Annotated in this window: 20 protein-coding genes; 12 read left to right on the top strand and 8 right to left on the bottom strand. The window is 66.4% G+C overall.

Translation table 11 applies throughout. The features are described from left to right. Positions 1-6 precede the first annotated feature (6 nt). Together lptE and leuS are read right to left on the bottom strand one after the other, a co-directional pair. Entirely contained in the window at positions 7-531 is a 525-nt protein-coding gene (gene lptE, locus ACXAGF_RS19700; protein ID WP_475019061.1) for an LPS assembly lipoprotein LptE, read from the bottom strand. Next, positions 518-3,148 carry a leucine--tRNA ligase gene (leuS, locus tag ACXAGF_RS19695; protein WP_475019060.1) on the bottom strand — a complete coding sequence of 877 codons (2,631 nt, stop codon included), beginning with the start codon at positions 3,146-3,148 and terminating at the stop codon, positions 518-520. The genes lptE and leuS overlap by 14 nt, the downstream gene beginning before the upstream one ends. 178 nt (positions 3,149-3,326) lie before the next feature. On the opposite strand from leuS, the gene ACXAGF_RS19690 reads away from it, so the two are divergent. Together ACXAGF_RS19690 and ACXAGF_RS19685 are read left to right on the top strand one after the other, a co-directional pair. Then, positions 3,327-3,986, top strand: coding sequence for a YggS family pyridoxal phosphate-dependent enzyme (locus tag ACXAGF_RS19690; protein WP_475019059.1), 660 nt, complete (start codon positions 3,327-3,329; stop codon positions 3,984-3,986). Positions 3,987-4,148: 162 nt separating this feature from the next. Further along, positions 4,149-6,056, top strand: a complete 1,908-nt coding sequence (locus tag ACXAGF_RS19685) for an AMP-binding protein (RefSeq protein WP_475019058.1) — start codon at positions 4,149-4,151, stop codon at positions 6,054-6,056. A 79-nt stretch (positions 6,057-6,135) separates the two neighbouring features. Here ACXAGF_RS19685 and ACXAGF_RS19680 read toward each other — a convergent pair whose 3' ends face one another. Further along, a complete protein-coding gene (locus tag ACXAGF_RS19680; RefSeq protein ID WP_475019057.1) occupies positions 6,136-6,831 on the bottom strand; it encodes a DUF1013 domain-containing protein in 696 nt (231 codons plus the stop codon). Between the two features lie 224 nt (positions 6,832-7,055). Between ACXAGF_RS19680 and acs the strand changes: the two genes are divergently transcribed. Further along, on the top strand, positions 7,056-9,011 hold the full coding sequence (gene acs / locus ACXAGF_RS19675; protein ID WP_475019056.1) for an acetate--CoA ligase: 1,956 nt from the start codon (positions 7,056-7,058) through the stop codon (positions 9,009-9,011). Positions 9,012-9,239: 228 nt separating this feature from the next. Here acs and ACXAGF_RS19670 read toward each other — a convergent pair whose 3' ends face one another. Next, entirely contained in the window at positions 9,240-9,437 is a 198-nt protein-coding gene (locus ACXAGF_RS19670; protein WP_475019055.1) for a DUF1674 domain-containing protein, read from the bottom strand. A gap of 130 nt (positions 9,438-9,567) precedes the next feature. Between ACXAGF_RS19670 and htpX the strand changes: the two genes are divergently transcribed. From htpX to ACXAGF_RS19625, 9 genes are all read left to right on the top strand, one after another. Further along, the gene (gene htpX, locus ACXAGF_RS19665) at positions 9,568-10,530 is read left to right on the top strand and encodes a zinc metalloprotease HtpX (protein WP_475019054.1); all 963 of its coding nucleotides are present in this window, start codon (positions 9,568-9,570) and stop codon (positions 10,528-10,530) included. Continuing rightward, positions 10,527-11,918: an RsmB/NOP family class I SAM-dependent RNA methyltransferase gene (locus ACXAGF_RS19660; RefSeq protein ID WP_475019053.1), complete on the top strand. Its 1,392-nt coding sequence runs from the start codon at positions 10,527-10,529 to the stop codon at positions 11,916-11,918. Before htpX ends, ACXAGF_RS19660 begins: the two co-directional genes overlap by 4 nt. A 125-nt stretch (positions 11,919-12,043) precedes the next feature. Beyond that, on the top strand, positions 12,044-13,729 hold the full coding sequence (locus ACXAGF_RS19655) for a heparinase II/III family protein (protein WP_475019052.1): 1,686 nt from the start codon (positions 12,044-12,046) through the stop codon (positions 13,727-13,729). A gap of 118 nt (positions 13,730-13,847) precedes the next feature. Further along, entirely contained in the window at positions 13,848-15,458 is a 1,611-nt protein-coding gene (purH, locus tag ACXAGF_RS19650; protein WP_475019051.1) for a bifunctional phosphoribosylaminoimidazolecarboxamide formyltransferase/IMP cyclohydrolase, read from the top strand. 163 nt (positions 15,459-15,621) lie between these two features. Continuing rightward, entirely contained in the window at positions 15,622-16,497 is an 876-nt protein-coding gene (locus ACXAGF_RS19645) for a LysR family transcriptional regulator (protein ID WP_475019353.1), read from the top strand. A 103-nt stretch (positions 16,498-16,600) separates the two neighbouring features. After that, on the top strand, positions 16,601-17,044 hold the full coding sequence (msrB, locus tag ACXAGF_RS19640; protein WP_475019050.1) for a peptide-methionine (R)-S-oxide reductase MsrB: 444 nt from the start codon (positions 16,601-16,603) through the stop codon (positions 17,042-17,044). Continuing rightward, entirely contained in the window at positions 17,045-17,545 is a 501-nt protein-coding gene (gene msrA, locus ACXAGF_RS19635) for a peptide-methionine (S)-S-oxide reductase MsrA (protein WP_475019049.1), read from the top strand. Between the two features lie 155 nt (positions 17,546-17,700). Then, positions 17,701-18,927 (top strand): bifunctional alpha/beta hydrolase/OsmC family protein, encoded by a 1,227-nt coding sequence (locus ACXAGF_RS19630; protein WP_475019048.1) that lies wholly within the window; start codon positions 17,701-17,703, stop codon positions 18,925-18,927. 342 nt (positions 18,928-19,269) lie between these two features. Beyond that, the gene (locus ACXAGF_RS19625) at positions 19,270-20,025 is read left to right on the top strand and encodes an SDR family oxidoreductase (protein WP_475019047.1); all 756 of its coding nucleotides are present in this window, start codon (positions 19,270-19,272) and stop codon (positions 20,023-20,025) included. Positions 20,026-20,224: 199 nt separating this feature from the next. Here the strand turns inward: ACXAGF_RS19625 and ACXAGF_RS19620 are convergent, their stop codons facing one another. The 4 genes from ACXAGF_RS19620 to proV form a co-directional block, all read right to left on the bottom strand. After that, positions 20,225-20,491 carry a helix-turn-helix domain-containing protein gene (locus ACXAGF_RS19620; protein WP_475019046.1) on the bottom strand — a complete coding sequence of 89 codons (267 nt, stop codon included), beginning with the start codon at positions 20,489-20,491 and terminating at the stop codon, positions 20,225-20,227. Positions 20,492-20,577: 86 nt separating this feature from the next. Further along, positions 20,578-21,453, bottom strand: coding sequence for a glycine betaine ABC transporter substrate-binding protein (locus ACXAGF_RS19615; RefSeq protein ID WP_475019045.1), 876 nt, complete (start codon positions 21,451-21,453; stop codon positions 20,578-20,580). 57 nt (positions 21,454-21,510) lie between these two features. Beyond that, entirely contained in the window at positions 21,511-22,395 is an 885-nt protein-coding gene (locus ACXAGF_RS19610) for an ABC transporter permease (protein ID WP_475019044.1), read from the bottom strand. Between the two features lie 21 nt (positions 22,396-22,416). After that, the gene (proV, locus tag ACXAGF_RS19605) at positions 22,417-23,649 is read right to left on the bottom strand and encodes a glycine betaine/L-proline ABC transporter ATP-binding protein ProV (protein ID WP_475019043.1); all 1,233 of its coding nucleotides are present in this window, start codon (positions 23,647-23,649) and stop codon (positions 22,417-22,419) included. Positions 23,650-23,726: the final 77 nt, after the last annotated feature.

Below are 23,726 nucleotides of genomic sequence, written 5' to 3'. Positions count from 1 at the left end.
ATCCGGCTAATTTTTTGCCAGTGTGGCGGCCAGATCAGCGCGGATGAGTTCGGCGAGCTCGCGTGCTGCGCGGTTCTCGGCGTCGCGGATCGCACGGATCTTGGCAAACTCCTGAACAGGGAAGTCAACAAGGGCAACGACCTGGCGCTGTCCCGACCGAATCGTTTCGCCGGATTCCGCCTTGGCAAGGTTGTAGTCGGCGGTCATGACGATGCGTCCTGCCCGGGCGACGTCGTCGGAAGACGACACGAGGACGTCGAAATCGCGCGCCTTGACCACGAGTTGGAGGTTGTACAGCGACTGGACCGGCTCGCCCTTGCCGCCGCCAAAGAGGAACACCAGCTCGTTGCGCACCCGCTGCTCGACGCGGTCCTCGGCCGGCGAAATCGAGATCGATGCGGTCTCTCGGGCGACCGACGACCCCGTTGCGTAGAGCGGCTGCACCTGGCAGCCGGTGACAAGGGCAAGTGCGGCGAGCAGGCAGGCCGAAGCCGCCAGCCTCTTCATGCGCGAACCGTCAGACAACAACATTCACGATCCTCTGCGGAACGACGATGATCTTCTTCGGCGTCTTGCCTGCCAGGGCGGCCTGGACCGCCTCCAGCGCCAGAACCGCCGATTCGACGGTCATCTGATCCGCATCGCGGGCGATTGTCAAATCGCCGCGCTTCTTGCCGTTGACCTGCACCGGCAGGGTTATTTCGTTGTCGGCTACCAGCGCTTCGTCATAGTGTGGCCAGCCGGCAGTGGCGACGAGACCACGCCCGCCGATGGCGGCCCAGCATTCCTCGGCCAGATGCGGCATCATCGGCGCAATGATCGCGACCAGAATCTCGACAGCGTTCCGGCTGGCCGACACCAGCTCCGCGCTCGCCTTGCCGCCTGACACCGCCGTCAGCGGCGCAACCAGCGCATTCACCAGTTCGTAGATGCGGGCGACGGCCTTGTTGAAGGCGAGTTTGTCGAAGTCGGCCTGGACCGCCTTCAGGGTGCGGTGGGCGGCACGCGACACGGCCAGCGCTTCGCCGTCGCTGCCGAGCGCCGGCTGGGCCGATCTCAGCACGTCGGCAGCCTCGGAAACGAGCCGCCAGACTCGCTGGACGAAGCGGTGCGCACCCTCCACGCCGGCCTCGGACCAGATCACGTCGCGGTCGGGCGGCGAATCGGACAGCACGAAGAAGCGGGCCGTGTCGGCGCCGTAGGAGGCGATGATGTCATCCGGGTCGACGACGTTCTTCTTCGACTTCGACATTTTCTCGATCGAACCGATGGCGACTTCTTCGCCGGATTCGACGTGGACGGCACGGCGTTTGCCATCGACCTCCTCGATATGGACTTCAGCCGGCGTCACCCACTCGCGCTTGCCGCCCTCGCTGCGGCTGTAGGTCTCATGCACCACCATGCCCTGGGTGAACAGGCCCTTGAACGGTTCCTTCAGGTCGAGGTGCCCGGCGACCTGCATGGCCCGGGTAAAGAAGCGGGAATAGAGCAGGTGCAGGATCGCATGCTCGATGCCGCCGATGTATTGGTCAACCGGGAGCCAGCCATTGGCTGCGGAGGGATCGGTCGGCCGGTTCTCCCATGGCGCCGTGAAGCGGGCGAAGTACCACGACGAATCGACAAAGGTGTCCATCGTATCGGTCTCGCGCCGGGCATCCCTGCCGCATTGCGGGCAGCCGACGTGGCGCCAGGTCGGATGGCGGTCGAGCGGGTTGCCGGGGCTGTCGAAGGAAACGTCGTCCGGCAGCTTGACCGGCAGGTCCTTCTTCGGCACCGGGACGACGCCGCAGGCCTCGCAATGGATGATCGGGATCGGGCAGCCCCAGTAACGCTGGCGGGAAATGCCCCAGTCGCGCAGGCGGAAATTGACCTTGCGCTCGCCCTGCGGCCCGCCCTCGAGCAGGGTCTGTTCCAACCGGGTCGCCACCGCGTCGAAGGCAGCCTGTGTCGTCAGGCCGTCGAGAAAGCGCGAGTTGATCATCACGCCGTCGCCAACATAGGCCTCGTCGGCGATCGCGAAGGTGGCTGGATCGCCGCCTTCGGGCATGACCACCGGCACCACCGGCAGGTCGTACTTGCGGGCGAAGTCGAGGTCGCGCTGATCGCCGGAGGGGCAGCCGAAGATGGCGCCGGTGCCATAGTCCATCAGCACGAAGTTGGCGACGTAGACCGGCAGCTCCCAGTCGGGATCAAGCGGATGACGAACGCGGACGCCGGTGTCGATGCCCCTCTTCTCGGCCGTCTCCAGCGCTGCCAGCGACGTGCCGGCGCGGCGGCACTCCTCGCAGAACGCCTCGATGGCGGCGTTGTTGCCGGCCGCGTCCCTGGCCAGCGGATGGTCGGCGGAGATCGCCAGGAACGAGGCGCCGAACAGGGTGTCGGGGCGCGTCGTGTAGACGCTGACCTCGGGCGCTTCGGTCAGGCCGGCGCCGTCGGCGATCTCCCAGCGGATCAGCATCCCTTCCGACCGCCCGATCCAGTTCTTCTGCATCAGCCGCACCTTCTCGGGCCACTGGTCGAGCGTATCCAGCGACTGCAGTAGCTCGTCGGAGAAGTCGGTGATCTTGAAGAACCACTGCGTCAGCTCGCGCTGTTCGACCAGCGCACCGGAGCGCCAGCCGCGTCCGTCGATCACCTGCTCGTTGGCAAGCACGGTGTTGTCGACCGGGTCCCAGTTCACCTTGGACTGCTTGCGATAGACCAGGCCTTTCTCCAGAAAATCGAGGAACAGGTGCTGCTGGTGCTGGTAGTACTCCACATCACAGGTCGCGAACTCGCGCGACCAGTCGAGCGAGAGGCCCATGGCCTTCAACTGCGCCTTCATCGAGCCGATATTCTGGTAGGTCCAGGACGCCGGGTGCACACCGCGCTCCATCGCCGCGTTCTCGGCGGGCATGCCGAAGGCGTCCCAGCCCATCGGATGGAGCACGTTGTAGCCGCGTGCGCGCTTGTAGCGGGCGACGACGTCACCCATGGCGTAATTGCGCACATGGCCCATGTGGATGCGCCCGGAAGGATAGGGGAACATCTCGAGGACGTAGTACTTTTCCCGCGGGTCGTCGTTTCTGGTCAGGAAGACATTGTCTTCGTTCCATTTTGCCTGCCAGCGGGGCTCGGCATCGCGCGGGTTGTAACGTTCGGTGGCCATGTCGTCGATGTTTCCGGAAAAGCTGGAGGGGCAAGGCCCCAAGTCAATACGTGGCGAGACCTTCACCATGAAACCGCGGTAGCGTCAAGGTTTTGACGGTGTTCCGGGACGCGAGCCGGCCTTGGCAAGCCGGCGCGTTTTCGCTAGTGCGGGCGTGATGGAGCGATCGGAGGCCGGCATGGAACTGGAAGACCGTCTGAACGAGGTTCGCGCGCGCATGCGCAAGGCCGCCCTGGCCGCCGGCCGTGCGGGCGACGCGGCCACGCTCGTCGCCGTGTCGAAAACATTCGATGCGGATGCGATCCGTCCGGCCATCGCGGCCGGCCATCGCGCCTTCGGCGAGAACCGCGTGCAAGAGGCGCAGGGCAAGTGGCCCGGGCTTCGCGGCGATTGTCCGGGTCTCGAACTGCACCTGATCGGCCCATTGCAGTCCAACAAGGCGGCGGATGCGGTCGCGCTGTTCGATGTCATCGAGACCATTGACCGCGAGAAGATTGCACGCGCCATCGCGGCGGAGATGGCGCAGCAAGGGCGCCGGCCGCGGCTCTATGTTCAGGTCAACACCGGCCTCGAGCCGCAAAAGGCGGGAATCGCTCCGGACGACACGGCCGCCTTCGTCACACTTTGCCGCGACGAGCTCGGGCTGGTGATCGAGGGGCTGATGTGCATTCCGCCGGCGGAGGAAAATCCCGGTCCGCATTTTGCGCTGCTGGCGAAACTCGCCAAGGCATCCGGTCTCGATCGCCTTTCGATGGGCATGTCCGGCGACTACGAGACCGCCATCGCCTTCGGCGCCACCAGCGTCCGGGTGGGATCGGCCATCTTCGGCAGCCGCTGAACGCGAGCGGCCGCCCCTTCCCGCCGGTCCTTGCGGTTTGGCAATTGCGGCGTGCCCAGATCTAGCCCTTTGGTCTGGCTTCCGGCGACGACGGCCGTCTCTTATTCTCGATCCCGGAGGTCGCCGTCACCGACGGCCGTGTGCATACGGGAGGAGAACGATATGGCGAGCAGCTATGCAGCCACCTACGCCGAGTGGCGGTCAGACCCGTCAGGATTTTGGGCGCAAGCGGCGCAAGCGATCGACTGGATGAAGGCGCCGACGACTGCCTTCGACGGCGGGCGCGGGGTCTACGGACACTGGTTTCCCGACGGCGAGACCAACACCTGCTACAATTGCCTCGACCGTCACGTTGAGGCCGGCCGTGGCGAGCAGACGGCGCTGATCTACGACAGTCCGGTCACCGGCCGGCAGGACCGCTTTTCTTATCGCGACATGCTGGTCGAGGTCGAAGCCGTCGCCGCAGTATTGTCCGGGCTGGGCGTCGGGAGGGGCGATCGCGTCGTCATCTATATGCCGATGGTCCCTGAAGCCGTCTTCACCATGCTGGCCTGCGCCCGGCTCGGCGCTATCCACTCCGTGGTGTTCGGCGGTTTCGCTGCGAGCGAACTGGCGAGCCGCATCGACGATTGCGGGGCGAAGCTGGTGGTCTCCGCCAGCTGCGGCATCGAGCCCGGGCGGCTGGTGGCCTACAAGCCGCTGCTCGACGCGGCGATCGACGCGGCCGCCTGCAAGCCCGAGCGCTGCCTTGTGCTGCAGCGGCCGGAACTGGCAGCCGGGATGGTCGAGGGCCGCGACGTCGATTTCGCCACTGCGGTGGCTGCGGCACGCCGTGCCGGCACGCGCGTGCCATGCGCACGGCTGGCCGCGACCGATCCACTCTATATTCTTTACACATCGGGCACGACCGGCCAGCCCAAGGGCGTGCTGCGCGACAACGGCGGGTACATGGTGGCGCTGGCCTGGAGCATGCGCCACTTCTTCGGTGTCGCGCCGGGGGAGGTATTCTGGGCCGCCTCGGACATTGGCTGGGTGGTCGGCCATTCCTACATCGTCTACGGGCCGCTGCTGAATGGCAATGCCACGGTGCTTTACGAGGGCAAGCCGGTGGGAACGCCGGACGCCGGTGCCTACTGGCGCGTGGTCCAGGAACACCGCGTCTGTACCCTTTTCACCGCGCCGACGGCATTCCGGGCGATCCGCAAGGAAGATCCCTCCGGGGCGCTCGTTCCGGGCTACGACCTGTCCGCGCTGCGGGCGCTGTTTCTGGCCGGCGAGCGCGCCGACCCCGACACGCTGCAGTGGGCCGAGCAGGTCCTGGGCGTCCCGGTGATCGACCACTGGTGGCAGACGGAGACGGGCTGGCCGATGGCCGGCAATCCGGTCGGGCTCGGCCTGCTGCCGGTGAAGCACGGCTCGCCCACGGTCCCCCTGCCCGGCTACGAGATCCATGTGCTGGACGACGGCGGACACCCGGTCGCGCCCGGCACGCTCGGCAACATCGCCGTCAAGCTGCCGCTGCCGCCGGGATGCCTGTCGACGTTCTGGAACGCTGACGACCGGTTCCGCAAGGCGTGCCTGGCCGAGTTCCCCGGCTACTACAAGACGGCCGATGCCGGTTACGTCGATGCGGACGGCTATGTCTTCATCATGGCGCGCACCGACGATATCATCAACGTCGCCGGCCATCGGCTTTCGACCGGGGCAATGGAGGAGGTCTGCGCCAGCCATCCGGACGTGGCGGAATGCGCCGTCATCGGCATCGCCGACGCGTTGAAGGGGCAGATCCCCGCCGGTTTCCTCGTGCTCAACAGCGGTGTTTCACGTGAATCATCGGTGATCGAAAGGGAAGTGGTGGCGCTGGTGCGCGAGCGGATCGGCCCGGTCGCGGCCTTCAAGACCGCCGTCTGCGTCAAGCGGCTGCCGAAGACGCGCTCCGGCAAGATCCTGCGGGGAACGATGCAGAAGATTGCCGACCGGCAGGAATGGAAGATGCCGGCCACTATCGACGATCCGGTCATCCTCGACGAAATTCGCGATGCGCTACAGGCGCGCGGGATCGGGCTCTGAGCGCCGACCGGTAGATAGGAGCGCGAAACAAAAAAGCCCGGCCAGCTGGCCGGGCTTTTCCCGCAATGGCAAGGGATGCTTAGAGATCGTCCTCGTCGTCGGTGTGCGTGGATTTCAGCGACTTCAGCTTGGCGAACACGGCCTCGGCGTCGATTTCCTTCTCCTCCTCGCGCTCGTTGCCATAGGGCAACCGTTCCGTCTCCTGCGCGGATTCGAGCGTGGCTCCGAGTTCGGCGGCGGTCGGCAGAGGCCGGCCCTTCGAGGCGCGTTCGACCTCAAGGTCGAGGTCGATCTGCGAGCAGAGGCCGAGCGTGACCGGGTCCATCGGCGTCAGATTGGCCGAGTTCCAGTGGGTGCGCTCGCGGATCTGCTCGATCGTCGCCTTGGTCGTGCCGACCAGGCGCGAGATCTGCGCATCCTTCAGCTCGGGATGGTTGCGCACCAGCCAGAGAATGGCGTTCGGACGGTCCTGGCGCTTGGAGACCGGCGTGTAACGCGGCCCCTTGCGCTTGGACTCGGGCACGCGCACCTTCGGCTCGGAAAGCTTCAGCTTGTGATTCGGGTTGGCCTCGGCGCGGGCGATCTCCTCGCGCGAGAGCTGGCCGGTAGCGATCGGGTCGAGACCCTTGATGCCCTGGGCCGATTCGCCATCGGCGATCGCCTTGACCTCAAGCGGATGCAGCTTGCAGAACTGCGCGATCTGGTCGAACGACAGCGCCGTGTTGTCGACCAGCCAGACCGCCGTCGCCTTGGGCATGAGCAATTGTTGAGCCATGGATACAATCCTTCTGTCCGTCCGCGCCGGTGTCGCGGGCCGTGGGTGCAAACCACTGATTTCCGGGAATTGGGCACCTCTATAGCGCTACTGTCGCGGAAATGCAATTCTACAAGCGACAAATGACCTTTGTCTAATTGCCGTAAGGCTTTGACCTGATATGAATGGCGAAGATCGAGCGGGCCGGAGGAGCAAGGCCCGGCCAAGCGCATGAGGAGGAGTTCATGTCTGCCAAGACCTATCCGGTCCTGAAATCCGCGAAAAACCGCGCCCTGATCGACAACGATACCTATCAGAAGTGGTATCGCGAGAGCGTGGAGGACCCGGAGCGCTTCTGGGACAAGCACGGCATGCGGATCGACTGGTTCAAGCCCTATACGAAGGTCAAGAATACGTCGTTTTCCGGCAAGGTCTCGATCCGCTGGTTCGAGGACGGCATCACCAATGTCTCCTACAACTGCATCGACCGGCACCTGAAGGCGCATGGCGACCAGGTGGCCATCATCTGGGAGGGTGACAACCCCTATCTCGACAAGAAGATCACCTACAACGAGCTGCACGAGCATGTCTGCCGGCTCGCGAACGTGATGAAGAAGCACGGCGTGAAGAAGGGCAACCGCGTCACCATCTACATGCCGATGATCCCGGAGGCCGCCTATGCAATGCTGGCCTGCGCGCGCATCGGCGCGATCCATTCGGTCGTGTTCGGCGGGTTTTCGCCGGACGCGCTGGCGGGGCGCATCGTCGACTGCCAGTCGACCTTCGTCATCACCTGCGACGAAGGTGTGCGCGGCGGCAAGCCGGTCCCGCTCAAGGAGAACACCGACACGGCGATCGACATCGCCGCCAAGCAGCATGTCCTGGTCAACAAGGTTCTGGTGGTGCGGCGCACCGGCGGCAAGATTGCCTGGGCTCCCGGCCGCGACCTCTGGTACCACGCCGAGGTGGCGAGCGTGCCGCGCGATTGTCCGCCGGCCAAGATGAAGGCCGAGGACCCACTGTTCATCCTCTACACCTCGGGCTCGACCGGCAAGCCGAAGGGCGTGCTGCACACCACGGGCGGCTATCTCGTCTACGCGTCGATGACGCACAAGTACGTCTTCGACTACCATGACGGTGATGTCTACTGGTGCACCGCGGATGTGGGCTGGGTCACCGGACACTCCTACATCGTCTACGGCCCGCTTGCCAACCGCGCCACGACGCTGATGTTCGAGGGCGTGCCGAACTTTCCGGATCCGGGCCGGTTCTGGGAGGTGGTGGACAAGCACAAGGTCAATATCTTCTACACCGCGCCGACGGCGATCCGGGCGCTGATGGGCGCCGGCGACGGCTTCGTCAAGCGCTCGTCGCGCTCGTCGTTGCGGCTGCTCGGCTCGGTCGGCGAGCCGATCAACCCCGAGGCCTGGGAGTGGTACTACCACACCGTCGGCGAAGACCGGTGCCCGATCGTCGACACGTGGTGGCAGACCGAGACCGGCGGCATCCTGATCACCCCCCTGCCCGGCGCGACGGATCTGAAGCCCGGTTCGGCGACGCGGCCGTTCTTCGGCGTGCAACCGCAACTGGTCGATAACGAGGGCAAGGTGATCGAGGGCGCGGCCGACGGTAATCTCTGCATCACCGACAGCTGGCCGGGGCAGATGCGCACGGTCTACGGCGACCACGAGCGTTTCGTCCAGACCTATTTCTCCACCTACAAGGGCAAGTACTTCACCGGCGATGGCTGCCGGCGCGACGAGGACGGCTATTTCTGGATTACCGGCCGGGTCGACGACGTGCTGAACGTTTCCGGCCACCGGCTCGGTACGGCCGAGGTCGAATCGGCGCTGGTGTCGCACCACATGGTCTCAGAAGCTGCGGTCGTCGGCTATCCGCACAACCTGAAGGGACAGGGCATCTACTGCTACGTCTCGCTGATGGCCGGCCAGGAGGGCACGGACGAGCTGCGGCAGGACCTGATCAAGCACGTGCGCAAGGAAATCGGACCGATCGCCACGCCCGACAAGATCCAGTTCGCGCCGGGGCTGCCGAAGACCCGCTCCGGCAAGATCATGCGCCGGATTCTGCGCAAAATCGCCGAGGATGATTTCGGCGCGCTGGGCGATACCTCGACGCTGGCCGATCCGGCGGTGGTCGACGACCTGATCGAGAACCGGCAAAACCGCGCCGCCGGCTAGGGCGTGGGAGCCAAAGAATCGTGGCGGCCGGGCGGCCGCCACCGGATGTGCGTGCCTGGCGACCGCTGGAATACCTGCCGAGCGAGGCAACGCGCTCCGTTGAGACGGTCGTCCGACAGTCTTGCCGAATTTCTTACTTAGCCGGATTCCCCGCGAGGATGCCTACCAGGTGCCTGCGGCTCCGCGGTGGCACAACGCAGCCACAGCTTGCGCTGCAGGCAATCGGACCTAGAAGTCGATCGCCCGGCCGTTGATCTCCCAGTCTCCGAACCGCGACGGGTCGAGACCGCCGCGGCCGCCGATCTCGCGCGGCTGCTCCTCCGGCACTTTCGCGGCACGCCGCTCCTCGGCCTCCTTAAGGGCGCGAAGAGCCGCCGGGGGAAGAATGCGACCACTGCCGCTGCTGTTGTCGTTGTCGCCTTGCATTGCCAGTCCGGTTCCGAGCCGTATTGAAGAAATCACCGCCGCTCCCAACATATAGGCGCAACGACAACGGCGGCAAAGCGTTGATTCACGTGAAACATCGCATTGTCGCCCCTGACCCTGGAGACGCCCGATGAATCTCGTCCGAACGGCAATGCTGCTGGCCTTCCTGACGGCGCTGTTCATGGCCGTCGGCTTTCTGATCGGCGGTCGCGGCGGCATGATGATCGCGCTTCTGGTCGCGGCGGCCACGAACCTGTTCTCCTACTGGAACGCCGACAAGATGGTGCTGTCGATGTATGGCGCCAAGGAGGTCGACGAGCGCAGCGCCCCGGAATATTACGGCATCGTCCGTGACCTCGCCGCCCGGGCCGGCCTGCCGATGCCGCGCGTCTACGTCATCAACAACGCCCAGCCAAATGCCTTTGCCACCGGCCGTAATCCCGAGAACGCGGCGGTCGCCGCCTCGACCGGCCTGCTGCAGGCGCTTTCCTACGAGGAGGTGGCGGGCGTGATGGCGCACGAACTCGCCCATGTGCAGAATCGTGACACGCTGACGATGACGATCACGGCGACCATCGCCGGCGCGATCTCGATGCTGGCGAATTTCGCCCTGTTCTTCGGCGGCAACCGCGACAACAACAACAATCCGCTCGGTTTCGTCGGCATCCTGATCGCGATGATCGTCGCCCCCTTCGCCGCGATGCTGGTGCAGATGGCGATCAGCCGCACGCGCGAATACTCAGCCGACCGGCGCGGCGCCGAGATCGCCGGCAATCCGCTGTGGCTGGCGTCGGCGCTGCGGAAGATCGCGGTGGCGGCCGGGCGAATCCCGAACGACGAGGCCGAGCACAACCCGGCCACGGCGCACATGTTCATTATCAATCCCCTGTCCGGCGCGCGCATGGACAACCTGTTCTCCACCCATCCCGACACCGGCAACCGCATCGCCGCGCTGGAGCGGATGGCGGCGGAAATGGGGCAGGCCTCGACGCGGCCGACGCAGGCTGATAAGCCCGGGCGCAAATCGCGTTCCGTTCCGCCGACCGGCTGGGGGCGCGGTGGTTCCGAGCCACCCAAGGGTCCCTGGTCGTGACATCCGATCGCAGAAACGAAACGCATCCGAAACAAACGCAACGACACGCCGGCAAGGGTCCGTCGCTGCCCGATAAGCCCGGCCTCGCCGCGCGCCAGGTCGCCGCCAGGCTGCTGGCGGCGGTGATCGACCGTCAGACGTCGCTGGACGGCATGCTTGACGCGGAGAACGGCAACCCCGGTTATCGCGCGCTGAACGAGGCGGATCGCGCATTGGTCCGCGCCATCCTCCATACGGCACTTCGGCACCTGCCGCGCATCCAGGCCATCCTCGATTCGCTCGTGGAAACGCCGCTGCCGCAGGGCGCCCGCGCGCTCTATCATGTGCTGACGGTGGCATCGGCGCAGATACTCTATCTGGATGTGCCCGACCACGCCGTCGTCGACCTCGCCGTCGAGCAGGCGCGTTCGGATCCCCGCAGCCGCCGCTTTGCCAGCCTGGTCAACGCCGTGCTCCGCCGCCTCGCTCGCGAAAAGGGACCGCATCTCGCGGCGACGCAGTCGCTGCCGGTCCTTTCGCCCTGGCTCTTCGACCGGCTGGAACAGGCCTACGGGGCGGATACGGCGCGGCGCATTGCGGAATCGACGCTTCAGCCCGCCGCCCTCGACCTTACCGTCAAAGGCGATCCGGCGACCTGGGCGGCGCGGCTCGGCGGCCATCTCCTGCCGACCGGTTCGGTGCGTCTTTCCGGCTATTCCGGCCGGATTCCCGATCTCGAGGGGTTCGACGAGGGCGAATGGTGGGTGCAGGACGCTGCCGCGGCGATTCCGGCGCGGCTCTTCCCTGCCCTCGCCGGGCTGAAGGTCGCCGACCTTTGTGCTGCGCCGGGCGGCAAGACGGCGCAACTGGCGCAGGCCGGTGCCGCGGTGACGGCGCTGGACCAGTCGGCGAACCGGCTGAAGCGGCTCAGGGCCAACCTCGACCGTCTGGGTCTGACGGCCGACACTGTCGGGACCAACCTGTTGGATTTCCGGCCGCAAACGCTCTTCGACGCGGTGTTGCTCGACGCGCCGTGCTCCTCGACCGGGACGATCCGGCGCCATCCCGACGTCCCCTTTACCAAGGGGCCGAAGGATATCGAGAAACTTGCGCTGTTGCAGGAACGCCTGCTGCGCCACGCGCTCGGCCTGGTCAGGCTCGGCGGTCATCTGGTGTTCTCGAACTGCTCGCTCGATCCGCTGGAGGGCGAGGACGTGACCGCCCGCGTTCTGGGCGACACACCCGAGTGGTCGCGGGTGCCGATCGATCCGGCCGCCTGGCCCGGGCTGGAGGCCGCCATCACGCCGCTCGGCGAGGTGCGGACGACGCCGGACATGCTGTCGGGCGCCGTCGGTCCGGGCGGCGGGCTCGACGGCTTCTATGCTGTGTTGCTGCGGCGCGACGGGTGACCGCCGCCGCGGTGCGGCGTCGGCGGCTGCATCGACAACCCTCATCAACAGTCGGGTCGCCGCCGCGAATTGACGTAACGGAGTCCGGCGCCTACCAATGGGGCGCAGGAAAGAGTTTGTTAAGTATGCGGCTTTCGGACCGGCAGAGGCTCATCTACCTCTACGCGCATGAGACCTGGCGCCGCTTCTCGCGGCGGCTGGCGGTCGGACGCGTGTCCGCGCTCAGATTCACCGGCCGCACGCCGGACCGTCTTCTGGTTGCGCCGACGGACCTGCGCCCGACCGATTCCTTTACCGCGGAAGAAATCGTTGCCGGCCGTTTTCCGCTGGCCGGGCGAATGCTCGAATGCGAGGGCGAATCCCCTTTCGATCTCGATCTGCCCTCGGAAGAATTCGCGTGCCGGTTGCATGCCTTCGGCTGGCTCCGGCACATGCGCGCCGCGGACAAGGATACCGCAGCCCCCGTCGTGCGCACGGTGATCGGCGATTGGATCGAGACGCACGGGCGGGTCATTGCCGGCATCGCCTGGCGCCCGGACGTGATGGCGCAGCGGATCATGGCCTGGCTCTCGCACTCGCCGGTCGTGTTGCGCGACGCCGACTATCATTTTTACCGCAGGTTTCTGAAGAGCCTCGCCTTCCAGGTCCGCTACCTTCGCCACATTGCCGATACGACCCGCGACGGCGAGACCCGCCTGCGCGCGCGGATCGCGCTCGCCGCCGCCTCGATCTCCATGCCGAATTCGGCCACGGCCATCCGCCGCGCCGCCAAGCACCTGGACCGCGAACTGGACCGGCAGATCCTCGCCGACGGCGGCCACGTCTCGCGCAATCCCCGGGTCGGCCTGGACCTGCTGTTCGACCTGCTGCCGCTACGGCAGACCTACGTCAATCTCGGTCATGACGTGCCGCAGCGGCTGATTCCCTGCATCGACCGGATCTACCCGGCGCTGCGCTTCTTCCGCCACCAGGGCGGCGAACTCGCACTGTTCAACGGCGCCACCTATACGCTTGCCAACGAGCTCCTGTCGGTGCTGCGCTACGACGAGACCTCCGGCGAGCCGTTTCGCGCCCTGCCGCAGACGGGCTACGACCGGATTTCGACGGGCGAGACCACCCTGATCGTCGACACTGGCAAGCCTCTTGCGGTGGCTCTGTCGGCAACGGCGACGGCCGGCTGTCTGTCGCTGGAGATGTCGTCGGGCCGGCACCGCTACTTCGTCAATTCCGGCCTGCCCCGATTCGCCGGCGAGGCGATCCGGCAGATGTCGCGGGCGACGGCCGCCCATTCCGTCGCCACCCTCAACGATACCTCGTCGGCCCGGATCTCCAACTCGCGCTATCTCGGCCCGATTGTCTTCGGCGGCGTGGCCAATGTGGATGTCGTCCGCTACGACCGGCAGGACGGATGCGACGGGCTGACCGCGAGCCACGACGGCTATCTCGACAACTTCGGACTGATCTACGAGCGCGACCTCTACATCAATGCGGCCGGTACCGAGATCCGCGGGCGCGAACGGTTCAGCAAAGCCGATGGGACCGCGCCCGACGCCGGCAAGGATGTGGCCGTCGTGCGCTTCCATATCCACCCGGCGATCCGCATTGCCGCGGCCGGCGAGAACGAGATCCAACTGATCGCGCACGACGGCGAGCGCTGGGCCTTCTCGTGCCTGGACGTGGCGGTGGTCGAGGAGGATGACGTCTTCTTTGCCGATCCGTCCGGCATTCGCCCGGCCCGCCAACTGACGCTGACCATGCCGCTGGGGAGCCTGCCCGAGGTGCAGTGGCTGATGCGCCGGCACGGTCGCTAGCCGACAGCGCCAATGAGGCGGAAATTGCCGGTTTCCTCGCCACCGCTCGTGTGTTAACGGGGCGCATGTTTCCACCGGCGGCTGCTCGGGCGCCGGCCCCACCTCCCGGAGATCCGCCATGGCCGTTGCGTCCAAGAAAATTCCCACCCCCGACCGCGTTCCGGTCCGAACCGCGCTGCTGTCGGTATCCGACAAGTCCGGTATCGTCGAGCTTGCCGCCGCGCTGGTGCAAAAGGGGGTCAGGCTCCTGTCCACCGGCGGCACCCACAAGGCACTCAGCGACGCCGGCCTTCCCGTCACCGACGTCTCCGAGATCACCGGATTTCCCGAGATCATGGACGGCCGCGTCAAGACGCTGCATCCGAACGTCCACGGCGGCCTGCTCGCGATCCGCGACGACGCCGACCATGTCGCGGCGATGACGGCGCACGGCATCGAGGCCATCGACCTCGCCGTGATCAACCTCTACCCGTTCGAGGAGGTGCGCGCCAAGGGAGGCGACTACCCGACGACGGTCGAGAACATCGACATCGGCGGGCCGGCGATGATCCGGGCATCGGCCAAGAACCACGCCTATGTGGCGATCGTCACCGACCCGTCGGACTACCCCGCCCTCGTCGAGGAGCTGTCCGAGGGCAACACCACCTACGCCTTCCGCCAGAAGCTGGCGGCGAAGGCGTTTGCACGCACCGCCGCCTACGACACGGCGATCTCCAACTGGTTCGCCGAGGCGCTCGACATCGCAACGCCCGCCTTCCGCACCATCGGCGGCGTGTTGAAGGAAGCGATGCGCTACGGCGAGAACCCGCACCAGGGGGCGGCGTTCTACGTCACCGGTGAAACCCGGCCCGGCGTCGCCACGGCGACGCTGCTGCAGGGCAAGCAACTGTCCTACAACAACATCAACGACACCGATGCCGCGTTCGAACTGGTGGCGGAATTTCTGCCGGAGAACGGTCCGGCTTGCGCGATCATTAAGCACGCCAATCCGTGCGGCGTGGCCACCGGTCCGACGCTGAAGACGGCCTACCAGCGGGCGCTCGCCTGCGACCCGGTCTCCGCCTTCGGCGGCATCATTGCCCTCAACAGCGTGCTGGACGCCGAGACGGCGGAAGAGATCGTCAAGCTCTTCACCGAGGTCATCATCGCGCCGGACGCCGACGCTTCGGCGCGCGCGGTCATTGCCGGCAAGCCGAACCTGCGCCTGCTGGTGACCGGCGGGCTGCCGGACCCGCGCACGCCCGGCCTCGCCGCCAAGACCGTTTCGGGCGGTCTGCTCGTGCAAAGCCGCGACAACGGCGTGGTCGAGGACCTGGAACTGAAGGTCGTCACCAAACGGGCGCCGACGGTGCAGGAACTCGCGGACATGAAGTTCGCGTTCAAGGTCGCCAAGCACGTCAAGTCGAACGCCGTCGTCTATGCCAAGGACGGGCAGACCGCGGGCATCGGCGCGGGCCAGATGAGCCGCGTCGACTCGGCCCGGATCGCCGCTCTCAAGGCCGAGGAGGCGGCCAAGGCGATGGGGCTTTCCGAGCCGCTGACGCGCGGCTCCGCGGTCGCCTCCGAGGCGTTCCTGCCATTCGCCGACGGGCTCTTGTCGGCGATCGCGGCCGGCGCCACCGCGGTGATCCAGCCGGGCGGGTCGATGCGCGACGCCGAGGTGATAGCGGCCGCGGACGAGGCCGGTGTCGCCATGGTGTTCACCGGCATGCGCCATTTCCGCCACTAGCGGACTGACGTCAGAGGGCACCGCGCCGTCCTGCACGACGCGGCGCCGGTGGGCCAAAAGCGCCGCTACCGCCCGGTAACGGCAATCCCGGTGGCGGTCGCGCCGCGGTTGTGGCATGAACCATGGTGATGGCAACTGGCACAATGCGCGCAAGAAGCGACCCATGGACATCCACCAGGTCCGGTACTTCCTCAATCTGGCCGAGACGCTGAACTTCACCGAAGCGGCGCGGCGAAGTGGCGTGTCACAACCGAGCCTGACGCGGGCGATCCAGCGCCTCGAGGAGGAGCTCGGCAGCCCGCTGATCTATCGCGACGGCAAGAACAGCCGCATGACGGCGCTCGGCCGTGCGGTCGAGGCCGAGTTCATGCGCATCGAGGCGGCGCTGCGGAACGTGCGCCAGCAGTCCGAGAGCACGATGCTCGGCCGGCGCCGTGTTCTCGACATCGCCGTCGCCCCGACCATCGGGCCGGCCGCCTTTGCGGCCTTCCTCGACGTCGCGCTTGGCCAGCTTCCGTCGGTGACCATCAACCTGCACCAACTGCTGAGCGGCGAAGGCGCGGATGAAGTGCTGGCCGGCAAGTACCACGCCTGCATCCTGCCGCGGGCGCCGCGCCCCAATCCCAAGCTCGAGATCGTGCCGCTGTTTCGCGAGCGCTTCCTGCTCGCCTGCGCGAGCGCCCATCCGTTGGCGAACCGGGACGTCGTGGGCGCCGACGCGATCGCGGCCTACCCCTACGTCGACCGGCTGGCCTGCGAATTCCACTCGGAGATCACCGCGCATCTGATGGACCGGGATGCGGTGATGCAGCCGCGCTTCAGCTCGGAGCGCGAGGACTGGGTCCAGCAGATGGTCGCCGAAGGTCGGGCGATCTGCATCATGCCCGAGCGCTCGGCCGTGGTGGGAGGCATCGTGACCCGCCAGATCCAGGGCGTGTCGCTGGAACGCGAGGTGGTGCTGGTGACAATTTCCGGCTCTGGCACCCCGCCCGAGGTCCGCAAGATCGCGCAACTCGCCGCCCGGCACGACTGGGGCTGACCGTCGGGCACGTACGGCTATGAAAACTATGCACGGCCTTTATTGGGAAATCCGAACGTCCAGAGCCATATACAGACGGCAATCCAAGAACGGAGACAGGGCAATGACCTATGCCAAGACCGAGGAAGCGGTCAGCAAGCTGTCACCCGAGCAGTATCGGGTAACCCAGCAAAACGGTACCGAGCGCCCCTTCACGGGCGAGCATTACGACAACAAGCAGCCGGGGATCTACGTCGACATCGTGTCCGGCGAACCGCTGTTCGCCTCGTCGGACAAGTACGATTCCGGCTGCGGCTGGCCGAGCTTTACCAAGCCGATCATACCGGCCCACATCAAGGAGCTGCGGGATACGACCCATGGCATGATCCGCACCGAGGTGCGCTCCACCCACGGCGACAGCCACCTTGGGCACGTGTTTCCCGACGGACCACGCGACCGGGGCGGCCTGCGCTATTGCATCAATTCCGCCTCGCTGCGCTTCATTCCGCGCGAGGAGATGGAGGCTGCCGGCTATGGCGCGTTCATCAGCCAGGTGGAGGACATCTGAATGACCGACAGAGCCGTACTGGCCGGTGGCTGCTTCTGGGGGATGCAGGACTTGATCCGCAAGCTTCCCGGCGTCATCGATACGCGGGTGGGCTACACCGGTGGCGACGTCCCGAACGCGACCTACCGCAATCACGGCACCCATGCCGAGGGCATCGAGATCGTCTTCGATCCGGAAAAGACCAGCTACCGGCGTCTGCTGGAGTTCTTTTTTCAGATCCACGATCCCACCACGAAGAACCGGCAGGGCAACGACATCGGCCTGTCCTACCGCTCGGCGATCTACTATGTCGACGATGAGCAGAGGCGCGTCGCAGAGGACACCATCGCCGACGTCGAGGCCTCGGGCCTATGGCCCGGCAAGGTGGTGACCGCGGTCGAGCCGGTGGGCGACTTCTGGGAGGCGGAGCCGGAGCATCAGGACTACCTGGAGCGTTATCCGAACGGCTATACCTGCCATTTCGCGCGCCCCGGCTGGGTGCTGCCGCGCAGGGCCGGATAGCCGGCTGCATTTTCGCTTCAAGGCGCTCGGCGAACCCGCCGGGCGCCTGTCGCTCGTGCCAGGGGATATGATCGTAGGTTCGGCTCGACTGCCCGGATGGTCAAACATGCTCCTGCGCCAGAATGTACACATCCTGCCAGCGAAGGAGCGTCACCATGGCTTTCCAAACCCAACGGCTCCAGTTTGCCGGTCATTCCGGCGCGACCCTGTCGGCCCGCCTCGACCTGCCGAACGGGCCGCTACGCGCCTATGCCCTGTTTGCCCATTGCTTCACCTGTTCCAAGGACCTTGCGGGTGCGCGCCGGCTGGCGGCGGAGCTTGCACGCGAGGGCATAGCGGTGCTGCGCTTCGACTTCACTGGCCTGGGCTCGAGCGAGGGCGAATTCGCCTCGACCAACTTCTCCTCCAACGTCGCCGACTTGCTGTCGGCGGCGGATTATCTGCGCCGCCACCATCGGGCTCCGAGCCTGTTGATCGGCCACTCGCTCGGCGGGGCGGCCGTGCTGGCCGTGGCGGCGGATATTGCCGAGGTGCGCGCCGTTGCCACGATCGGTGCGCCGGCCGATGTGGGCCATGTACTGAAGAATTTTGGTGCGCATCTCGAGGAGATCGAAAGCCGCGGTGCCGCCGAGGTCGAACTCGCCGGGCGCAAGTTTCGCATCGAGAAGCAGTTCGTCGAGGATGCGCGTACCCAGCGCATCAAGGACGCGGTGGCCCGCCTGAAAAAGCCGCTGCTCGTGCTTCACGCCCCGCTCGACCAGACGGTCGGCATAGAGAACGCCACTGAGATCTTCGCCGCGGCCAAGCATCCAAAGAGCTTCGTGTCGCTCGACCAGGCCGACCACCTGCTCACGAATCCCGAGGACGCCGCCTTCGCCGGCCGGATCATATCCGGGTGGCTTTCGCGCTATGTTGCCGCCGACGTGCCGCAGGGCGCCGGACCGGTCGACCACGTCCGCGTCACGGAGACCGGCGAGGGCAAGTTCCAGACCATGGTGCAGGCCGGTCGCCATCGCTTGTTCGCCGACGAGCCGGAAGGCGTGGGCGGTCTCGACTCCGGTCCGTCACCCTATGACTTCCTGTCGATCGCGCTCGGCGCCTGCACCGCGATGACGCTGCGCCTCTATGCCGACCACAAGAAGCTGGCGCTCGGGCGCATCGGCGTCGACGTCCACCATGCCAAGATCCATGCCCGGGATTGCGAGGAGTGCAGTGAAGACGAGCGCGGCAGCGATGGCAGGATCGACCGATTCGAGCGCATCATTTCCGTGGAGGGCACGCTGTCGCCGGAGTTGCGCGCCAAGATCGCCGAGATTGCCGGCAAGTGCCCGGTCCATCGCACGCTGGAGGCGGCGGCGAAGGTCCGAACCGTCGTGAAATGAGGTTGCCGAGACCCGGGCGCACGCGTTGACGGCGACCTCTGGTCGACGCTCGCATTTCCCGGCGATTTCCACCACGGACAGGGCTGCCCCGCGATCTCGGCGGGCGCGGGATCATCCGTCCTGCCGCGGGGTCCGGATCGCCCGGCCGCCTGCAGCTCAAGCCGCCATCCAACCGCTCGATGGCGTGACAGGAATCCGCCGAAGATGGCACTAGCAAAGAGAGCGATCTGCATGGCGGCTTCCGCTTCCATGCAGGGCCGAAGGTCGCCATGATAGAGGTCGGCGACCTTGAATGACGGCAGCCGAACAGAACGCAACATTGCATTCGCTCGCGGAGGGCATATGAGCATCGAACTCTTCGACCTGACGGGCAGGCGCGCCCTGGTCACCGGTTCTTCACAGGGCATCGGTTTCGCGCTGGCCGCGGGTCTGGCCGGCGCCGGCGCGGACGTCGTCCTGAACGGCCGCGACCCGGACCGGCTTTCCGATGCCGCCAAACGCCTCGGCGCCAGGCATACCCTTGCCTTCGACGCCACCGAACACGAGGCCGTACGGACGGCGGTCGATGCCTTCGAGGCGGAAATCGGCGCCATCGACATCCTTGTCAACAATGCCGGCATGCAGCACCGTACGCCGCTGGAGGATTTTCCGGCCGATGCCTTCGAACGGCTGTTGAAGACCAACATATCCAGCGTCTTCAATGTCGGCCAAGCCGTCGCGCGGCACATGATCGCGCGCGGCGCCGGCAAGATCATCAACATCGCCAGCGTGCAGACTGCCCTTGCCCGCCCCGGCATCGCGCCCTACACCGCCACCAAGGGCGCCGTCGGTAACCTCACCAAGGGTATGGCCACCGACTGGGCCAGGTACGGCCTGCAATGCAATGCCATCGCACCGGGCTATTTCGACACGCCGCTGAACGCCGCGCTCGTCGCCGATCCGGCGTTCTCCGCCTGGCTCGAAAAGCGCACGCCAGCCGGCCGCTGGGGCACGGTCGAGGAACTGGTCGGCGCCTGCATCTTCCTCTCCTCCGCGGCCTCCACCTTCGTCAACGGGCACGTGCTCTATGTCGACGGCGGCATCACGGCCTCGCTCTGACGGCCTGCTGGCATTCTCCGCACCGACAGGCGCGGCGCGCCGCCGCCCGCCGTTCCAGGACCACAGCCGCCGCCATCCCGCGCTTTGCCGGGCAGCCTCTCGGTAGGGACCTCGGATAGGTCTGGGCGCGTCGGCCGGACAGGCGAAGGCGACCGCATGCGGCGGTCGGCCTCGACCGACCTGGTAGCAGCCGCGGGACCTACTTTGCGTCGGCCGGGCCCTCGCCCTTTCCGTCCAGCAACCAGCCGATGCTGACTTGAAGGATGCGCGCCAGCATGTCGAGCCGGTTGGCGCGCGGTTCGGCCCGGTCGTTCTCCCAGCTGGTCCAGGTCTCCGTCGTCACGCCGGCGACGGCGGAAATCTGCTCGACCGAGAGGCCGACCGCGTCGCGCGCGAGCGAGATGCGTCCGCCGATGGTATCGGAGTCGACCGCAGGGTGGGCTGCAAGGGCTGTGTCTTGGTTCATGGCAAGGGTTCCTTTTCTGGTCTGTCTGAAGGGCGGCGCCTGCCCCGCGCCCATGTCGCGGGGCAGGCATGTGGTTTCGGGCGCTATCAGCCCTCTTCCTTGGCGAGCCAGGCCTTGATCTGGTCGGGATGGTCCGCGATGTACCTGTCGATGGCTTCCGCGTAGGAGGTCTCCTGGGCGTTGAACATCGCCGCCTCGAGGTCGCCGATCGGCAGCTTCATGCGCGACAGGAAGCCGGCAACCTCCGGATTGTCCTTCTCGAAGCCCTTACGGGCAAGCACGTCGACGTGCTCGGCCTTGCCGAGTGAACCCTTCGGGTCGTCGACGTAGCGCAGCTCATACTTGCCGAACATCCAGTGCGGGCTCCAGGCGGTGGCGACGAACCACTCCTTCTTGCGGATCGCGCGATCGACCGACGTGAGCATGCCGGCCTCGCTGGAGATCTGCAGCTTGTAGCCGTCGAGCCGATAGTCCTTGATCGCCTGTTCGGACAGGCGCGTAAGGCCGGCACCCGGGTCGATGCCTTCGACACGGCCGTTGAGCTTGTCCTTCACCTCGTCCTTCTTCAGGTCGTCGATCGAGGCAATCGCGTCGTCGGGCACGTACCGGGGCACGACCCAGCCAAGCCTGGCGCCGTCATAGACCGTGCCGAGCGTCGTCACCTTGTCCTTGACCTTGGCGAAGTAGTCGGCGTGGGTCTGCGGCAGCCAGGCCATCATCATCGCGTCGAGATCGCCGCGGCTCACGCCCTGATAAAGCGGTGCGACGTCGGTCTGTACCAGCTCCACCTCCTGGCCGAGCTCGTCCTTGATGAGCTTCGCCGCCAGCTTGGTGACGAACTCGGCGTCGGACCAGGCAGCCCAGCCGATCTTCACAGGTGCCTTGTCCTCGGCCAGTGCCGGGCCGCAGGCGCCGGCAAGCACGCCGGCCGCGAGGCTCATGGTAACGAGTGTCTTGATCATTGTTGCTCCTTTGCAAAGGTTCGCATGCGGCGTCACGGATGCCGCCGTTACAGGGCGTCAGGCGGCGGCCTGGGAGGCCGTCGGCCGTTGCGCCCGGGGCCGGAGAAGGGCGCGCCACAGACCGGGGCGTTCCTTTCCGAGGCTCTGGGTGATCCGGTCGAGGATCACCGCGAGGATGACGACGGCGATGCCGCCCTCGAAGCCGGTGCCGACATCGAGTCGCTGGATTCCGGTCAGCACCGTGTTGCCGATACCGCCGGCGCCGATCATCGAGGCGATGACCACCATCGACAGCGACAGCATGATCGTCTGGTTGATGCCGGCCATGATCGAGGGCATGGCGTTCGGAAGCTGGACCTTGAAAAGCAGTTGCGCGGCGGTGCAGCCGAAGGCGTTGCCGGCCTCGACGAACTCGGCATGGACCTGCCGGATGCCGAGATTGGTCAGGCGCACGACCGGCGGCATGGAGAAGATAACGGTCGCGATCGTGCCGGGCACGGCGCCGAGCCCGAAGAACATCGCCGCCGGGATCAGGTAGACGAACGCCGGCATGGTTTGCATCAGGTCGAGCACCGGCCGCAGGAGCGCTGCCGCCCGGTCGCTGCGCGCCATGCCGATGCCGAGCGGCAGGCCGATGATCATGGCGATCAGCGTCGAGGCGAGCACCAGCGACAGCGTCTCCATCATGGCGGACCACAGGCCCATGTGCTCGACCAGCCAGAGCGAAAGGGCGGAGAACGCGGCGAAGCCGACGCCGACGCGCCAGAGCGACAGCAGGACGAGGACCGCAAGGCCGAACGGCATCGGCGTGGCCAGCAGCAGCGCCTGAATGCTGTCCGTCACCGTGCCGATCGCGGCCGCAATCAGGTCCAGCAGCGGGGCAAAGTTGTCGAGGACGTAGTTCACGGCGCTGTCGACGCCGTTTCCGATATCGAAGGTCATGTGGTTCTCCGGACGGGTCGTTCAGGCGGTACGGTCGAGGGTCTCGAGCAGCGCGGATTTGCTGATGGAGCCGAGGTAGCGGTTGGCCTCGTCCACCACCGGTACCGGGAAGGCGCTGGCTGCCACCCTGCCGAGGACGTTTGCCAGGCTTTCGGAGGCGGAAATCGGCTCGATGTCCGGCAGGATGGCCCGCCGGTAGGGGGTGCCCGCGCCGTCGCCGCAGGTCGCGCTCAGCGAGCCGCGGCTGACCACGCCTTGATAGGTGCTGTCGCGGCCGAGGACGATGGCGACGTCTTGATCGAGATGCTGCATCCGATCGAGCGCCGCGGCGGCGGAGACGCCCGGCCGTTCGACAACCGTCAGCTGGGTGTCGCGCGCCACATCGCCGGCGCGGAACACCTGCGAGACGTCGACATTGCGGAAGAACGACCGAACATAATCGTTGGCCGGCTTGAGCACGATCTCGTCCGGAGTGCCGACCTGAACCACCTCACCGTTCTGCATGATGCAGATGCGGTCGCCGATGCGCATGGCCTCGTCGAGGTCGTGGCTGACGAAAACAATGGTGCGGCTGTGCTCGGCCTGAAGGCGCAGCAATTCGTCCTGCATCTCCGTGCGGATGAGCGGGTCGAGCGCAGAAAAGGCCTCGTCCATCAACAGCACCGTCGGCTCGCTGGCCAATGCCCGGGCGAGGCCGACGCGCTGCTTCATGCCGCCGGACAGTTGATCGGTCCGGCTGCCGTCGTAGCCCTCCAGGCCGACGGCGCGAAGCGCGTCGTGCGCGCGCCGCTTGCGCTCGGCCTCGCCAATGCCGGCAACCTCCAGGCCGAAGGCGGCGTTGTCGAGGACGGTGCGGTTCGGCAGAAGCGCGAAGGATTGAAACACCATGCTGACCTCGCGGCGGCGGAGTGCGATCAGGTCGCCGCGCGACATGCGCGCCACGTCGCGCCCCCCGATCTCGATCGCGCCGGAGGTCGGTTCGATCAGCCGGTTGATGAGGCGCAGCATGGTCGACTTGCCGGAGCCCGAAAGGCCCATGATGACGAAGATCTCGCCGGCGCGGATGTCGAAGCTGGCATCGTTGACGCCGATCGTACAGCCGGTCGCGGCGTGGATCTCGGCCTTGCTCCGGCCGGTTGCGAGAAGGTCGAGGGCCCGCTCCGGGCGCCTGCCGAAAACCTTGAAGACGTTCCTGATACTGATCTTGACCGGCCCGTCGCTGGCCGGAAGGTCGCTCTCAGTTGCAAATGCCATGGCATGTCGGACCCGGCTCCGGAAGCGGGGCACTCTCCTTTGTCAGTTCTGGCTGATCAACAGCAGGGGTGAAAGAC

The organism is Mycoplana sp. ABR4_002, assembly GCF_056159645.1.
This window is presented reverse-complemented; position numbering and strand designations above follow the sequence as displayed.

Coding starts and splice junctions, on each gene's coding strand:
- lptE (WP_475019061.1), bottom strand. CDS start 531: ATGTTGTTGTCTGACGGTTCGCGCATGAAGAGGCTGGCGGCTTCGGCC.
- leuS (WP_475019060.1), bottom strand. CDS start 3,148: ATGGCCACCGAACGTTACAACCCGCGCGATGCCGAGCCCCGCTGGCAG.
- ACXAGF_RS19690 (WP_475019059.1), top strand. CDS start 3,327: ATGGAACTGGAAGACCGTCTGAACGAGGTTCGCGCGCGCATGCGCAAG.
- ACXAGF_RS19685 (WP_475019058.1), top strand. CDS start 4,149: ATGGCGAGCAGCTATGCAGCCACCTACGCCGAGTGGCGGTCAGACCCG.
- ACXAGF_RS19680 (WP_475019057.1), bottom strand. CDS start 6,831: ATGGCTCAACAATTGCTCATGCCCAAGGCGACGGCGGTCTGGCTGGTC.
- acs (WP_475019056.1), top strand. CDS start 7,056: ATGTCTGCCAAGACCTATCCGGTCCTGAAATCCGCGAAAAACCGCGCC.
- ACXAGF_RS19670 (WP_475019055.1), bottom strand. CDS start 9,437: ATGCAAGGCGACAACGACAACAGCAGCGGCAGTGGTCGCATTCTTCCC.
- htpX (WP_475019054.1), top strand. CDS start 9,568: ATGAATCTCGTCCGAACGGCAATGCTGCTGGCCTTCCTGACGGCGCTG.
- ACXAGF_RS19655 (WP_475019052.1), top strand. CDS start 12,044: ATGCGGCTTTCGGACCGGCAGAGGCTCATCTACCTCTACGCGCATGAG.
- purH (WP_475019051.1), top strand. CDS start 13,848: ATGGCCGTTGCGTCCAAGAAAATTCCCACCCCCGACCGCGTTCCGGTC.
- ACXAGF_RS19645 (WP_475019353.1), top strand. CDS start 15,622: ATGGACATCCACCAGGTCCGGTACTTCCTCAATCTGGCCGAGACGCTG.
- msrB (WP_475019050.1), top strand. CDS start 16,601: ATGACCTATGCCAAGACCGAGGAAGCGGTCAGCAAGCTGTCACCCGAG.
- msrA (WP_475019049.1), top strand. CDS start 17,045: ATGACCGACAGAGCCGTACTGGCCGGTGGCTGCTTCTGGGGGATGCAG.
- ACXAGF_RS19630 (WP_475019048.1), top strand. CDS start 17,701: ATGGCTTTCCAAACCCAACGGCTCCAGTTTGCCGGTCATTCCGGCGCG.
- ACXAGF_RS19625 (WP_475019047.1), top strand. CDS start 19,270: ATGAGCATCGAACTCTTCGACCTGACGGGCAGGCGCGCCCTGGTCACC.
- ACXAGF_RS19620 (WP_475019046.1), bottom strand. CDS start 20,491: ATGAACCAAGACACAGCCCTTGCAGCCCACCCTGCGGTCGACTCCGAT.
- ACXAGF_RS19615 (WP_475019045.1), bottom strand. CDS start 21,453: ATGATCAAGACACTCGTTACCATGAGCCTCGCGGCCGGCGTGCTTGCC.
- ACXAGF_RS19610 (WP_475019044.1), bottom strand. CDS start 22,395: ATGACCTTCGATATCGGAAACGGCGTCGACAGCGCCGTGAACTACGTC.
- proV (WP_475019043.1), bottom strand. CDS start 23,649: ATGGCATTTGCAACTGAGAGCGACCTTCCGGCCAGCGACGGGCCGGTC.